Source organism: Achromobacter sp. T5-5 (assembly GCF_055397965.1).
In genome coordinates, this window is the sequence record NZ_AP027919.1 from 3,573,469 (window position 1) to 3,587,647 (window position 14,179).

At 70.1% G+C, this 14,179-nt stretch carries 15 protein-coding genes; 11 read left to right on the top strand and 4 right to left on the bottom strand.

Features of this window, described 5'->3' with window-relative positions; genetic code table 11:
* Positions 1–17 precede the first annotated feature (17 nt).
* The 3 genes from ACZ50Q_RS16225 to ACZ50Q_RS16235 all read right to left on the bottom strand — a co-directional run bounded on the left by ACZ50Q_RS16225 (position 18) and on the right by ACZ50Q_RS16235 (position 2,488).
* Positions 18–617, bottom strand: coding sequence for an HD-GYP domain-containing protein (locus ACZ50Q_RS16225; RefSeq protein ID WP_464078962.1), 600 nt, complete (start codon positions 615–617; stop codon positions 18–20).
* A 129-nt stretch (positions 618–746) separates the two neighbouring features.
* Positions 747–1,442 carry a type 1 glutamine amidotransferase domain-containing protein gene (locus tag ACZ50Q_RS16230; protein WP_092575454.1) on the bottom strand — a complete coding sequence of 232 codons (696 nt, stop codon included), beginning with the start codon at positions 1,440–1,442 and terminating at the stop codon, positions 747–749.
* Positions 1,439–2,488, bottom strand: coding sequence for an NADP-dependent oxidoreductase (locus tag ACZ50Q_RS16235; protein ID WP_464078963.1), 1,050 nt, complete (start codon positions 2,486–2,488; stop codon positions 1,439–1,441). Before ACZ50Q_RS16235 ends, ACZ50Q_RS16230 begins: the two co-directional genes overlap by 4 nt.
* A 162-nt stretch (positions 2,489–2,650) precedes the next feature.
* Here ACZ50Q_RS16235 and ACZ50Q_RS16240 point away from each other — a divergent pair, with 162 nt between their 5' ends.
* The 10 genes from ACZ50Q_RS16240 (at position 2,651) to ACZ50Q_RS16285 (ending at position 12,728) form a co-directional block, all read left to right on the top strand.
* Complete coding sequence (locus tag ACZ50Q_RS16240; RefSeq protein ID WP_464078964.1) at positions 2,651–3,379, top strand: TetR/AcrR family transcriptional regulator; 729 nt, start codon at positions 2,651–2,653, stop codon at positions 3,377–3,379.
* Between the two features lie 2 nt (positions 3,380–3,381).
* Positions 3,382–4,335, top strand: a complete 954-nt coding sequence (locus ACZ50Q_RS16245; protein ID WP_464078965.1) for an HlyD family secretion protein — start codon at positions 3,382–3,384, stop codon at positions 4,333–4,335.
* Complete coding sequence (locus tag ACZ50Q_RS16250; RefSeq protein ID WP_464078966.1) at positions 4,332–5,279, top strand: ABC transporter ATP-binding protein; 948 nt, start codon at positions 4,332–4,334, stop codon at positions 5,277–5,279. Before ACZ50Q_RS16245 ends, ACZ50Q_RS16250 begins: the two co-directional genes overlap by 4 nt.
* Complete coding sequence (locus ACZ50Q_RS16255; RefSeq protein WP_092575436.1) at positions 5,276–6,421, top strand: ABC transporter permease; 1,146 nt, start codon at positions 5,276–5,278, stop codon at positions 6,419–6,421. The genes ACZ50Q_RS16250 and ACZ50Q_RS16255 overlap by 4 nt, the downstream gene beginning before the upstream one ends.
* 5 nt (positions 6,422–6,426) lie before the next feature.
* Positions 6,427–7,896: an efflux transporter outer membrane subunit gene (locus ACZ50Q_RS16260; protein WP_464078967.1), complete on the top strand. Its 1,470-nt coding sequence runs from the start codon at positions 6,427–6,429 to the stop codon at positions 7,894–7,896.
* 132 nt (positions 7,897–8,028) lie between these two features.
* Positions 8,029–8,754: a response regulator transcription factor gene (locus tag ACZ50Q_RS16265; protein ID WP_464078968.1), complete on the top strand. Its 726-nt coding sequence runs from the start codon at positions 8,029–8,031 to the stop codon at positions 8,752–8,754.
* 66 nt (positions 8,755–8,820) lie between these two features.
* Positions 8,821–9,303, top strand: coding sequence for a YbaK/prolyl-tRNA synthetase associated domain-containing protein (locus ACZ50Q_RS16270; protein WP_076521124.1), 483 nt, complete (start codon positions 8,821–8,823; stop codon positions 9,301–9,303).
* A gap of 39 nt (positions 9,304–9,342) precedes the next feature.
* The gene (locus ACZ50Q_RS16275) at positions 9,343–11,304 is read left to right on the top strand and encodes an FUSC family protein (protein WP_464078969.1); all 1,962 of its coding nucleotides are present in this window, start codon (positions 9,343–9,345) and stop codon (positions 11,302–11,304) included.
* Positions 11,305–11,307: 3 nt separating this feature from the next.
* A complete protein-coding gene (locus tag ACZ50Q_RS16280) occupies positions 11,308–12,102 on the top strand; it encodes an NRDE family protein (protein WP_464078970.1) in 795 nt (264 codons plus the stop codon).
* Between the two features lie 191 nt (positions 12,103–12,293).
* Positions 12,294–12,728 carry a carboxypeptidase-like regulatory domain-containing protein gene (locus ACZ50Q_RS16285; RefSeq protein WP_076521126.1) on the top strand — a complete coding sequence of 145 codons (435 nt, stop codon included), beginning with the start codon at positions 12,294–12,296 and terminating at the stop codon, positions 12,726–12,728.
* Positions 12,729–12,778: 50 nt separating this feature from the next.
* Here the strand turns inward: ACZ50Q_RS16285 and ACZ50Q_RS16290 are convergent, their stop codons facing one another.
* A complete protein-coding gene (locus ACZ50Q_RS16290) occupies positions 12,779–13,153 on the bottom strand; it encodes an MAPEG family protein (protein WP_464078971.1) in 375 nt (124 codons plus the stop codon).
* Between the two features lie 155 nt (positions 13,154–13,308).
* On the opposite strand from ACZ50Q_RS16290, the gene ACZ50Q_RS16295 reads away from it, so the two are divergent.
* Positions 13,309–14,157, top strand: a complete 849-nt coding sequence (locus tag ACZ50Q_RS16295; RefSeq protein ID WP_464078972.1) for a lysostaphin resistance A-like protein — start codon at positions 13,309–13,311, stop codon at positions 14,155–14,157.
* The last annotated feature ends 22 nt before the right edge of the window (positions 14,158–14,179 follow it).

Sequence of the window (14,179 nt, forward strand, 5' to 3'; positions counted from 1 at the left end):
GGTTGAAGTAGACCCCGCTACGGCACGCGCAGCCGGCTTTCCCCGATCATCGATTCGAACACGCGAAGCAGGTCGGGATCGCATTTGGATCCGCGCTCCTGGTTCAGGATGCGCATGATCTGCGCATGGGTGCGCGCCGGATGGTAGGGCCGCGCGTCGCCCAGCGCGTCGTAGGAATCGGCCACCGAAATGATGCGCGCGTGCAGCGGAATGGCATGCCCGGCCAGTCCGTCCGGGTAGCCGGAGCCGTCGAAGTGCTCATGGTGGTGCCGCACCGCCAGCGCAATGGCCTCGCGCTGCGGCATCGCGGTCTGCATGATGAGGGCGGCGCCCGCCGCGGCGTGCCCCTTCATGATTTCCCAATCTTCGTTTTCCAGGCGGTGCGGGTGATGCAGCACGCGATCGGGCGTGCCGATCTTGCCCACGTCGTGCAGCCGCGCGGCCGGGGCGATCACCTCCAGTTCCGCCTCGGCCAGCCCGCAGGCCCGGGCCAGCGCAACGCTCAGCGCAACGACTCTGTTGCAATGCCGGCCGGTGGCCGGGTCACGCGCCTGCATCGCGGCGAACAGCACCGCTTCGTAGGATCCTGCTGGGTTTTCGGGAACGTCGGAAGGCATGGGAAAGCGTGCGCGCCGCCACACCGGGGCGACGCGCAAATATCGAAAAGCCGCGATTCTGACACAAGGCGAGGCGGTTTCCGGCCGCCCGGCGCGCCCCCGGCGGCCGGGCCCGCGCGCGGTTCGGCGTCAGGCCGGCGCCGCCAGGTCCTTCAGGCGTTTGAGCAGCGCCTCGGCCACGCCCACCGAGGACGCGGGATTCTGGCCCGTGATGAGCAGCCCGTCGCAGACCACGTGCGGCTGCCAATCCGGCCCGCTGCTGTACTGGCCACCCAGCTTTTTCAGTTCGTCCTCGACCAGGAACGGCACCACGTCGGTCAGTTCCACAGCGGCTTCCTCCGCGTTGGAAAAGCCCGTGACCTGCCTGCCCTGCACCAGCGGCTTGCCGTCCGCGGTTTTCGCATGGCGCAGCACGCCCGGCGCATGGCACACGGCCGACACCGGCTTGCCCGCCGCCAGCATGGTCTCGATCAGCGCGACCGACTTGACGTCTTCCGCCAGGTCCCACAGCGGACCGTGGCCGCCCGGATAGAACACCGCGTCGAAATCCGACGCCTGCATCTCGGACAGCCGGTGCGTGGACGCCAGCAGGCGCTGCGCCTGCTCGTCCTGGCGAAAGCGCCGCGTATCGTCGGTCTGGGCGTCGGGGTCGTCGCTCTTGGGGTCCAGCGGCGGCTGGCCGCCCAGCGGCGAGGCCAGCGTGACCTTGGCGCCCGCGTCCACGAAGGCGTAATACGGCGCCGCGAACTCCTCCAGCCAGAAGCCGGTCTTGCGCCCCGTATTGCCCAGCGTGTCGTGGGAAGTCAGCACGATCAGTATGTTCATGTTGCGCTCCATTCGTCAGGACCGACCCGCACGATGCGTTTGCCGGCGTTTTCGCCCTTGAGCAGCCCGATCAGTCCGCGCGGGGCGTTTTCCAGGCCGTCGACCACGTCTTCACGATACTTGATGCGGCCTTGCTTGATGAGGTCCTGCATCGCGTCGCGGAATTCGCCGTAGCGGTGCGCGTATTCGTTGAAGATGATGAAGCCCTGCATCCGCAGGCGCTTGGTCAGGATGGTGCGCATCAGGAGCGCCAGGCGGTCCGGGCCCTCGGGCTGGCTGGTGGCGTTGTAGGCCGAGATCAGCCCGCAAACCGGGATGCGGGCGCGCGGGTTCAGCAGCGGCAGCACCGCGTCAAAGACGGCGCCGCCCACGTTCTCGAAGTAGACGTCGATGCCTTGCGGCACGGCTTTGGCCAGGCGCCCGGGCAGGTCGGGCTGCCGGTGGTCCAGGCAGTCGTCAAAGCCCAGCTCCTCGACCACGTACCGGCACTTGTCCGGTCCGCCCGCAATGCCCACAACCTTGCAGCCGTGAATTTTGGCGATCTGGCCCACCACCGCGCCCACCGCGCCGCTGGCCGCCGCCACGACGACGGTCTCGCCGGCCTTGGGCTGGCCGATGTCCAGCAGGCCCATGTAGCCGGTGAAGCCGGGCATGCCCAGCACGCCCAGCGACCAGGACGGGTGCTCCGGGTTGGGGCCCAGGCGCAGCAGCCCGGCGCCGTCGGACACGGCATAGTCCTGCCAGCCCGATTGCGCCAGCACCCATTCACCCACCTGGAACTGCGGATGATTCGAGGCCTGCACGCGCGTGACCGTGCCGCCCACCATCACCTCGCCGATCCGGACCGGCTCGGCGTAGGACGGCGCATCGCTCATGCGGCCGCGCATGTAGGGGTCGAGCGACAGGTAGACCGTGCGCAGCAGCACCTGGCCCGGGCCGGGCTGCGGCACCTCGCCCGTTTCGAGACGGAAGTCGTTGTCGGCGGGTTCGCCTTGCGGACGCGCGGCCAGCACGATCCGGCGGTTGGTCGAAGAGGATTGCGGCATGACGTGCGGTCTCCTTGTAAAGGCCGGCTGGCGCGGTGATGGCGTGCGGCCGGCGGGACGGGGAACCGGTCCATTACACCATCCACGCCCCGTCCCCCGGGCTTGAAACCCTGATGATCGCGCCCCTTTTAATTAATTAATTCTTTAATTAGAATCTGCCGCATGTCTTCCGCACCCTCCGCTCCCGCCCGCCGCCCCGGCCGCCCGCCGCGCCCGGACAACGCCGCCGCCCGCGCCAACCTGCTGGACCTGGCGACGCAACTGTTCGCCGCCCAGGGCGTCGCCGCGACCACCATCGCCAGCATCGCCCAGCGGGCTGGCGTCACGCCGGCGATGCTGCATTACTACTTCAAGAGCCGCGACCAGCTGATCGACGCCGTGGTCCTGGAACGGATCGTGCCGGTGATCGGCTTCGTGTGGGCGCCCGTGCCGCTGGACGTCGCCGCTGCCGACGCGCCGCAGGACCCGGCCGCGTCGGCGCGGCGCTACATCACCGAGATCGTGGGCCGCGTGGTCCAGAGCGCCACCGACAAGCCCTGGTTGCCGTCCCTGTGGATGCACGAGGTCGTTAACGAAGGCGGCCAGTTGCGCGACCGCGTGCTGCGCCACCTGCCTTCGGACCGGCTGCAGGCCTTTGCCGGCCTGATCGCCGACTGCCAGCGCCGCGGCGCAATCACGCCGGGCGTCGAACCGCGGCTGGTGTTTCTTTCCATCCTGGGCCTGACCCTGCTGCCGCTGGCCACATCCACACTGTGGCGCCGGATCTGGCAGGACGACCCGGTGGCGCAGTCCATCGACAACGAGGCGATCGCGGCCCACGCCATCGCCATGCTGACGGGTGGCCTATTCACGCCGCCCGGCCTTTCCCCGGCCCCGCCCTCAGGACGCTGACCATGCGCACCCGCCTCCCCCTGCCCGCCGCCCTGGCCCTGCTGTCCCTGTCCGGCTGCGGCAACCATGAACCGGCCTTCTACCAGGGTTACGTAGAGGGCGATTACGTGTATGTGGCCTCGTCCGAGGCCGGCCGCCTGGACTCCCTGGCGGTGCGGCGCGGCCAGCTCGTGGACGCAGCCCAGCCCCTGTACACGCTGGACGCCACGCGCGAGGCCGCGGCGCGCGATCAGGCGCGTGCGGAACTGGCGGCGGCGCGCGCGCAACTGGAGGACATCGCCACCGGCAAGCGGCCGCCCGAAGTCGACGTCAGCCTGGCGCAACTGGCGCAGGCGCAAGCCGCCAGCCGGCGGTCCGCCGCGCAACTGCAGCGCGACATCGCGCAATTCCGCATCGGCGGCATCGCACGCTCGCAACTGGACGACAGCCGCGAACAGGCGCAGTCGGATGCCGCCCGCGTGCGCGAGCTGCAGGCACAGGTCGAAGTCAACCGCCTGCCCGGCCGCGACGAGGCGCGGCGCGCGCAGGCGTCGCAGGTCCAGGCCGCCGACGCGGCGCTGGCGCAGGCCGAATGGACGCTGGCCCAGAAGCAGCTCGCGGCCCCCGCGGCCGGCCGCGTGTTCGACACGATGTACCGCGTGGGCGAATGGGTCCCCGCCGGCAGCCCGGTCGTCAGCCTGCTGCCGCCGGGCAACGTCAAGGTGCGTTTCTTCGTGCCGGAGACGGTCGTGGGATCGCTCAAGATCGGCCAGGAGGCCACGCTGCGCTGCGACGGCTGCGGCGACCCGATACCCGTGCGCATCGACTACGTCTCGGACCAGGCGGAATACACCCCGCCGGTGATCTACAGCCGCGAAAGCCGCAGCAAGCTGGTCTACATGGTCGAGGCCCGCCCCGCGCCCGACGCGGCGGCGCGGCTGCATCCCGGCCAGCCCGTGGAGGCGACCCTGCCATGAGCGCAACCGACGCCGGCGGCTACGTCATCGACGTCCACGGCCTGAACAAGCACTTCGGCAGCAAGCACGTCGTGAACGACGTGACGCTGCAGGTGCGCAAGGGCGAGATCTTCGGCTTTCTGGGCCCCAACGGCAGCGGCAAGACGACCTGCATCCGCCTCATGTGCGGCCTGCTCACGCCGGATTCGGGCAGCGGCACCTGCCTGGGCTACGACATCCTGCGCGACAGCGCGCAGATCAAGCGCAACGTGGGCTACATGACGCAGAAGTTCTCGTATTGGGAGGACCTGACCATCCGCGAGAACCTGGACTTCGTGGCGCGCATGTACGGCATGGCCCAGCGCAAGGAGGCGGTGGACCGCGCCCTGCAGGACCTCGGCCTGCAAAGCCGCGCCGGGCAACTGACCGGATCGCTGTCGGGCGGATGGAAGCAGCGGCTGGCGCTGGCCGCCTGCCTGCTGCACCAGCCCAGGCTGCTGCTGCTGGACGAGCCCACGGCCGGGGTGGACCCCACGGCGCGGCGCGACTTCTGGGAACAGCTCCACGAGCTGGCCGCGCGCGGCATCTCGGTGCTGGTCAGCACCCACTACATGGACGAGGCCGAACGCTGCCACAAGCTGGCCTACATTTCCTACGGCAAGCTGCTGACCCAGGGCACCGCCGATGAGGTCATCGCCGAACAGGGCCTGACCACCTGGGCGATCCACGGGCAGAACCTGGTGCCGCTGGGCCAGCAACTGCGCGGCGCGCCGGGCGTGGACCAGACGGTGGCCTTCGGCTCGGCGCTGCACGTCAGCGGCCGGGATGCGGCATTGCTGGAGCGCACGCTGCGCGCCGCCATCGACGGCCAGGACCTGCGCCTGGAACGCATCGACACCAGCCTGGAGGACGTCTTCATCTACCTGATGAACCGGTCCACCGACAACTTTGCGAGCGCCCCATGAGCCTGCGCCTGAACGGATTTTCCTGGTCGCGCTGGTGGAGCATGGTGCTCAAGGAGTTCCTGCAGCTGCGCCGCGACCGCATCACTTTCGGCATGATCGTGGGACTGCCCATCATGCAACTGGCGCTCTTTGGCTACGCCATCAACACCGATCCGCGGCAGATGCCCACCGCCGTCATCGCGTCGGACCACAGCCCCTTCACGCGCAGTTTCATCGCGGCGATGCGCTCGTCGGACTACTTTCACATCGTCGAGGAACTGGACAACGAAGAGGCGGGACGCGCCGCGCTGGCTCAGGGGCGCGTGCTGTTCGTCGTGACGATTCCGCCGGATTTCACCCGCAGCCTGTTGCGCGGCGAGCGCCCGGCCCTGCTGATCGAGGCTGACGCCACCGACCCCATGGCGACCGGCATGGCGCTGGGCGCGGCCACGCAGTTGACCCAGGCCGTCGCGCAAAAGGACCTGACCGGACCGCTCGCCAGCCTGGCGGGCGGCCAGCCGCCTTTCGACGTGCGCATCCACCAGCTCTACAACGAAGAGCAGATCTCGCAATACAACACCGTGCCGGGCCTGATGGGCGTGATCCTGACGATGACGCTCGTGATGATGACCGGGCTGGCCATGACCCGCGAGCGCGAACGGGGCACCATGGAAAACCTGCTGGCGATGCCAGTGCGGCCGATCGAGGTGATGACCGGCAAGATCGTGCCCTATATCGCCATCGGCCTGATCCAGGCCAGCATCATCCTGGCGGCCGCGCATTTCGTGTTTCACGTGCCCATCATGGGCAGCCTGCTGTCGGTCTACCTGGCCGCGCTGCTGTTCGTGGCGGCCAACCTGACGGTGGGCATCACCCTGTCGTCGCTGGCGCAGAACCAGCTTCAGGCCATGCAGCTCACCATGTTCTATTTCCTGCCCAACATGCTGCTGTCGGGATTCATGTTCCCGTTCCAGGGCATGCCGATGTGGGCGCAGCACCTGGGCAACCTGCTGCCGCTGACGTATTTCAACCGGCTGATCCGCGGCATCCTGCTCAAAGGCAACGGCTGGTGGGACCTGTGGCCGAACATCTGGCCGCTGATGGTCTTTACCGTCATCGTCATGACCGCCGCCGTGAAGTTCTACCGCCGCACCCTGGATTGATGCCCATGCGCCGCCCCGCCCGCCTGTCCGCTCCCCGCCCCCTCGCCACGCTCGCGCTGAGCGCGCTGTTGTCCGCCTGCGCGGTCGGCCCCGACTTTCCGCAGCCTGCCGCGCCGGACGTGGCGTCCTACACCCCGCAGGGACAGGATGCGCTGCCCGCGGGCGACCAGCGCCTGCAGCCGGGCGCGGACATTCCCGCGCAGTGGTGGCAGCTTTTCCGGTCGGAGGAACTGGACCGGCTGGTGCGCCAGGCGCTCGCCGCCAGTCCCACGCTGGAAGAAGCGCGCGCCCGCCTGCGGCAGGCGCGCGAGGACCTGTCCGCCGAGACCGGCGGCCGCACGCTGCCCTCGGTGGACGGCAATCTGTCGGTCGCCCGGCAAAAGGTGGATCCGGCGGCCTACGGCGTGCCGGTGGCCGAGCCGCCCCCGCCTTTCACGCTCTACAACGCCTCCATCGACGTGTCTTACACGCTGGACGTGTTCGGCGCCAACCAGCGCGTGCTGGAGGGCCTGGCCGCGCAGATGGACTACCAGGCGCACGAACTGCAGGCCGCGCGCATGTCGCTGGCGGCCAACGTCGTGACCGCCGCGATCCGCCAGGCGGACCTGGCCGAGCGGCTGGCGGCCACGGACGCGCTGCTGGCGGCGCAGGTCAGCCAGCAGGAAATCATGCAAAAGCGCCTGGACGCGGGCGGCATCGCGCTGGCCGATCTGCGCAACCAGGAACTGCTGGTCGCCCAGACCCGGGCTACCGTGCCGCCGCTGCAATACCAGTTGGCGCAGGTCACCCATCAACTGGCCACCTACCTGGGCGTGGCGCCCGCCGCCCTGCAGTCGCCGCCACTGCGCCTGGCGGACCTGACGCTGCCGCCGGACGTTCCCACGGGCGTGCCCTCCGCCCTGACGCGCCAGCGGCCCGACATCCTGGCCGCCGAGGCCCTGTGGCACAAGGCGTCGGCGGACGTGGGCGTGGCCACGGCCAACCTGTATCCGCAGTTCACCCTGACCGCCAGTTTCGGGTCGCAACGCACGGGCGTGAACGAGCTGTCCGATGGCGTGAACGTGTGGAATCTGGGGCTTGGACTGGTCCAGCCGCTTTTTCATGGCGGCGAGCTGCGCGCGCGCAAGCGCTCGGCCGAGGCGGCCTATGACGCGGCCGCCGCGTCCTACCGGCAGACGGTGCTGGACGGATTCCGCCAGGTGGCCGACGCGCTGCGCGCCGTGCAGACGGACAGCGAGGCCTTCGCGGCCTATGACGACGCGTGGCGCCGCGCCGACGAGGCCGGCCGCATCGCGGCGGGACGTTTCCAGGCGGGCGGCATCAGCCATCTGAGCCTGCTGGACAGCCAGCGCCAGGTGTTACAGACGCGGATTTCGCGCATCCAGGCCGATGCGGCGCGCTACACCGACACGGCCGCTTTGTTACAAGCGCTGGGCGGCGGCTGGTGGAATGAGGTCTCCGGCGACGCTCCCTGACGCCGCGAAAGGCTTATCTCGCGGCCATGGCCGAGAATTCGGGTAGGAAAGTGTCGTTGTGCGCGGTTTGGGAAACCGTTGTAACCGATGCATCATGCAAGCGCTCAAGCTGCATGATGTTCACAACGATTCATGAATGACCTATTAGACCTGATCGTCTTCGCTCCCGACGCCAGCCAGCGCGTGCGCCGCAGCGACGAACTGGCCGAAATGGGGTTCTCGCCGCGTCCTTGCGAAGACTCCAACGGACTGTTCCGCCTGTTCCAGGCCCGCCGCACCCCGCTGCTCGTGATGCAAGCCGAATTTACCGATCTTTGCATGGCCGTCGCAGGTCTGCGCGCCATGGACACCACCGCCGGCATCGTCGCCGTTTCCGCCTTCGACACCCCTGAGAACCGCATTCTCGGCCTGCACTGCGGCGCCGACGCCTGCTTTTCGCCCGAGGTGGCCACCGCCGAGATCGCGGCCGCCCTGCAGGCGCTGGTGCGCCGCGTGCCCGCCGCCGCCAGCCGCCGCGCCCCCGAGGCCGACACGCGACCCGCGGCGCCCTCGGCGCCCGCCGTGCTCACCGGCAAGTGGCAATTCCTGGATGCCGCCTGGACCCTGGTCAGCCCGCAGGGCACGCGCCTGGCGCTGACCCAGGCCGAGCGGGAGTTCCTGCTGAAACTGACCGGATCGCCCGACAAGCGCATGCCGCGCGGCGACCCGCCCGGCCTGGATCCGCATTCGGGCCGCGAGTCGATGCGCCGCACGGACGTCGTCGTCAGCCGCCTGCGGCGCAAGGCGCAGGATGTCAACGTCGAGCTGCCGATACGCACGGTCTGGGGCTGGGGCTACGCCTTCACCGGGGAAATCTAGCGCCGCGCGGGCGTATGATTCCGCGTACGAGGCCGACTCCCGGCCCGCCCCATTCCCGTCGCCCCCATGGAAGTCTTTGAACGCCTGCAAGCCCTGCTTACCCAGCACCAGGCCCGCTATCGCCTGCTTGAACACGCCGCGGCGGGTCGGTCCGTCGAAGTCGCCGCCGTGCGCGGCACCGAAGTCAGCCAGGGCGCCAAGGCGCTGGTCTGCCGGGTGAAGATCTCGTCCAATCTGCGCAAGAACGTGCTCGCGGTGTTTCCGGCCGACAAGCAGGCCGATCTGGACGCGATCGCGCGCGCCGCGGGCGGCAAGAAAGCCTCGCTCGCGTCGCGCGACCTCGCGCGCGAGCTCACCGGCTGCGAGATCGGCGCCATCCCGCCCTTCAGCTTCAATCCGGACCTGTGCTTGCTGGTGGATCCCAGCCTGCGCGAGCGGCACGAGGAAATCGTCTTCAACGCCGGACGCCTGGACGCGTCCATCCTCCTGAACACCGAAGACTACTTCCGCCTGGCGGCGCCCGACGAGGCGCCGCTGACCAGAGCCTGAGCACCGTCCCATGAGGCCGCCTTGTCCCGCCGCCCATCGATGAGCCACCCGCACGCGTCCAACATGCGCTGGCTGATGAGCCTGGCGCACCTGGAGCCTTCGCCGGTCAACCCCTGGGTGATGCTGCGCGCCGCCCTGGCCATCGGACTGCCGACGGCCGCGGGGCTGGTCCTGGACCAGGGCCCGGCGGCCGCGCTGGTGGCGCTGGGCGCGCTGCCCGCCATCACGGGCGACAACGGCGGCCCCTACCGCAACCGCGCGCTGTCCATCGGCGCCACGGTGTTCGGCGGCGCGCTGGGCTATCTGCTGGGAAGCCTGATGGCCGGCCACGGACTCTGGACCGCCGCCGGCATGATGCTGCTGGTCCTGGCGGCCAGTTTGGTCGGCACGTTCAACACCATCGCGGCCGTCGCCACGTTGCAGTTCGCCACCTACGTGATCGTCGGTTCCAGCCTGGCCTCGACCCTGCCGCCGTGGCTGCCGCCCGCGCTGGTGGGCGTGGGCGGGCTGTTCGGCCTGGCGCTCACGCTGTCCGGCTGGGTCGTCAATCCCATCGCGCCAGAGCGGGCCGCGGTGGCGCAGGCCTACCGCAAGCTGGCCGCGATGTTCGCGGCCACCGGCACCTCGCGCGTCATGGCCGCGCGCCGCGAGATGGAAGGCGCCATGGCCACCGCCTACGACACCGTCCTGGCCGCGCGGGGCCGGTCGGCGGGCCCGTCGCCGCGGCTGGCGCGCCTGGTCGCCCAACTGCAGGCCTGCACGCCGCTCACCAACGCCGCGCTGGCGCTGGCGCGCGCCGGGCGCGTGCTGCCGGCCGAATGCGCCCGGGTCATGAACCATCTGGCCGACCGCGTCGAAAATGACGCCGAGCCGGACGCGCGCGACGACATCGCCGCGCTGCGCCGCGCCGGCATGCCGCAGCTTGCGGACGCGCTGGAGCAGGCGCAGCCGCTGCTGAACGGCACGCGGGCCACGCCAGCCGATGACGGCGCCGACCTGCCGCCCGCGCCCGCGCGCACGCCTTGGCGCGTGCTGGTCCGGACCTACCGCCCCGGGCCGACCACCGTGCGGTATCTGGTGCGTCTGGGGCTCTGCCTGCTTGCCGCCGAGGCGGTCGCCCTGGCCACCGCCTTGCCCCGGTCCTACTGGGTGCCGCTGATCGTCGTGGTGGTGTTCAAGCCCAATTTCGGGTCGGTCTTTGCCCGCGCGCTGCAAAGCTGCGCGGGCAGCGTGGTGGGCGTCGCGATCAGCGCCACCGTGCTGGCGCTGGACCGCGGCGGCGTCGCGAGCCTGCTCACGGTCGCCGGGCTGGCGGCGCTGCTGCCCTGGTCGATACGGCGCAACTACGGGCTGTTCTCGGCCATATTGGTGCCCATCCTCATGCTGCTGATCGGCGCGCTGCAACCCGGAAGCTGGTCCATCGCGCTGGCGCGGCTGGTGGACGTGGGGGTCGCGTCGGCCATCGTGCTGCTGGTGGGCTACCTGCCCTGGATTCGCATCGAACGCAGCAACCTGGACCATGCCGTGTCCGCCGCCACCTCGACGCTGGCCGCCTACCTGAACACCGTGTTCCAGGCCGATCCCGGCAGCCGGCACGACCTGCGCGCGCGCGCCTACGCGCGGCTGTCCGACCTGCGCATCGCGCTGCAGCGCGGACTGTCCGAACCGCGGCTCGTCAGCCGCCGCGCCCTGGCCTGGTGGCCCGTGGAAGTGGCGCTGGAACGCGTGGCCAACGCCATCTCCGACACCGTGTGGTCGCTGCCCGCCGGCCAGCCCGCGCCCCCTGCCGCGCAGGTCGCCCAACTGGCCGCCGCCCTGGACCGCATTGCCGCCGCCGTCAACCAGGGCCAGCCCGTGCCCCCGGACGCCATCGAGGCGCCGTCGCCCCTGCTGCGGGACGTCGCCGCCGAAATCGAATCGTTGCGCGCCACCCTGGCCGGCCCCGACTTCACCGCGGCGCCCGGGCGTCCCGCCCCCCCTTCCCCTCTTCATCAGGTCTGAATCATGTGTCTTGCCGTACTGGCCCTGCACACCTTGCCGGGCATCCCCGTGCTGATCGCCGCGAATCGCGACGAATTCCACGCGCGCCCCACCCTGCCCGCCGCGCAATGGCCCGACGCCCCCGGCATCTATGCCGGGCGCGACGGCCTGGCGGGCGGCACCTGGATGGGGGTGACGGCGCACGGGCGTTATGCGCTGGTGACCAATTTCCGCGAACCGGGCCGGCATTTGGACAACGCGCCGTCGCGCGGCGCGCTGGTCGAGGACTTCCTGCGCGGGGACATCGCCCCGCAGGCGTACCTGGAGGACGTGCATCGCCGGGACCAGGCCTACAACGGGTTCAACCTGATCGTGGGCGATGCCGCGCAGGCCTGGTACCTGAGCAACCGCGATGGCGGACCGCGGCGCCTCGCGCCCGGCGTGTACGCGCTGTCCAATCACCTGCTGGACACGCCCTGGCCCAAGCTGGCGCGGACCAAGGCCGCCTTCACGGCCGTGCTGGAGAGCCATCCGCAGCCCGACCTGCCCGCGTTGTTCGCGGCGCTTGCCGATCCCCTGCCCGCGGACGACGCCGACCTGCCCGCCACGGGCCTGCCCCTGGACCGCGAAAAGCTGCTCAGCAGCCCGTTCATCGTCAGCCCGGACTACGGCACCCGCAGCTCCAGCGTGATGGCGCTGCACGGCGACGGCGCGGGCGAACTGCACGAACGGCGATTCGCGCCGGACGGCTCGGTCAGCGGCGAGAGCCAGCTGACCTTCACCTGGCACGCGGCAGCTACCATGACGCGTAATCCGTAATGCGTGATGCGAGATGCGTGATGCGGACGTCTGCCAGGCGCGCTCAAGAAAAAAGCGGCTGATACAAACGGTTGATTTCCGAGCCGAGACGACGCGAACTCGGTTCCGGCGACCGGATCGAACGAAGTGCAATCGTCCGGTGGACGCGAGCGACCGCTCGGCCGCGCCGGACCTACCCGCAGGAGAATTCCATGAACAAACGTTTTGAACGCTGCACGATGGCCGCCGCCATGGCGGTGGGCAGCATGGCCATCGCCGGCATTCTTTCCACGGCCCAGGCCGGGATGCCGCCCGTCAAGCATCAAGGCTCGGTGGAATACGTCAGCGGCGGCATCGGCATCGACGAATCCGAAGCCATGAAGGCCGCCTCCGGCAACTACCCGCTGGCGCTCACCTTCGCCGCCCAGCGCGGCGGCAAGGCCGATTACGTCGCCGACGTCGCCGTCGTCATCCGGGACGCGCAGGGCAAATCGGTGTTGCAGGTCACTGCCGAAGGCCCTTACATGCTGGTCAAGCTGCCGGCCGGCAGCTACCGGATCTCGGCCACCTTCGACGGCAAGGCGCAGGAACGCCAGGTCTCGGTGCAGGATTCCGGCACCGCGCGCGCCATGTTCGAATGGAAGTGACGCGGCGCGGCGGCTGCCGATAGCGCCGCCGCCACGATCCGGCGCGGGCCTCAGACGCCCGCGAAAAGGATCGCGATCACGAAGCCCACCCCCGCCGTCCAGACCAGCGAGCGCAGCGCGCCCCAATTGGCCAGGTACATCGCCACGTAACCCAGCCGCGTCCCCAACCAGCACGCCATGAGCGTGGCCACGTGCTCGGCGGGCGCCTGGTTGTAAAGCGCGAACAGCACGGCGGCGTAAAAGAACGGCAGGGCCTCGAAGGTGTTTGCCTGGGCGGCGTTGGCGCGGGCGCGCCATCCCTCCTGCCGCCCCAGCCACGTCCGTGGATCGTTGTTGTCGAACTGCTTGCCGCCGGCCTTGGCGATGATGGTGCACACGAACGGCAGCAGCGCCGCCGCCAACATCAACCACGCGATACTCTTCATCCCTGACTCCCTGGATGGCGGTTCCCGGCCCGCCGGACACGCGGGGCGTCTGCCGCCGCTGCCGCATGGTCGCCTGAAAATGCACGCAAGGCAAAAGCGGCGCCCGGCGCAGGCCGCGCTTACACTCTGGCGTTCGCCCGAATCCCCGCCCGCCGATGCCTCACGACCTGCCCTGGTCCGCCCTGTTTTTGGCCGCAGCTATGCTGTGGCCGCCCTGCACGCGCCGCTGGGCCCTGGCCCCTCTGGCGGTGGCGTGGGCCTGGGCCTTGGCCCAGGGCGTCGCCGACCCGGTCGCGCTGGCGTGGCCGGCGCTGCTGCTCGGTGCCGCGGTGCTGGCGCGTTCGCAGGCGTGCCCGGCCGCGCGCGCGGCCGGGCACGCGTTGTTCGTGGCCGTGGCCGTGCTGCTCTTTGCGCATCTGCTGCCCGGCTTTCACAACCTGCGCGTGATCGAACCCGCCCCGCTCAGTCCTGGCGCCGTGCCGTTCGGCATGTTCCTGAACCTGGACAAACCGCTGGTGGCGTTCTGGGTGGTGCTGGCGATGGCGCCGCCGATGGCCGCGGCCAGTGCGCGCCTCACCCTGTCGGCGGCGTTGCTGGCCTGCGGGGCCGCGGTGGCGGCATGCCTGGGCCTGGCGCTGGCGCTGGACGTGGTGCAGTGGGCGCCCAAGTGGCCGCCGTCGGGCTGGATCTGGCTGATCAACAATGCGCTGCTGGTGACGCTGGCCGAAGAGGCGCTGTTTCGCGGGTATGTGCAAGAGCGCCTGTCGCAGCGTTGGCGTAGCCGCGCGTGGGGCGGCTGGGCGGCGCTGGCCGTGGCGGCCGTGCTGTTCGGGCTGGCCCATTTTGCGGGCGGATGGCAATGGATGCTGCTGGCCGGGCTGGCCGGCGCGGCCTATGGCCTGGCTTACCGGTACGGCGGCCTTTCCGCCGCCGTGCTGGCGCACCTGGGCCTGAACGCGGCGCACTTCGGGCTGTTCACCTATCCGATGCGCGCCGCGCTGTGAAAGCAAAAGGCCCGCCGAGGGC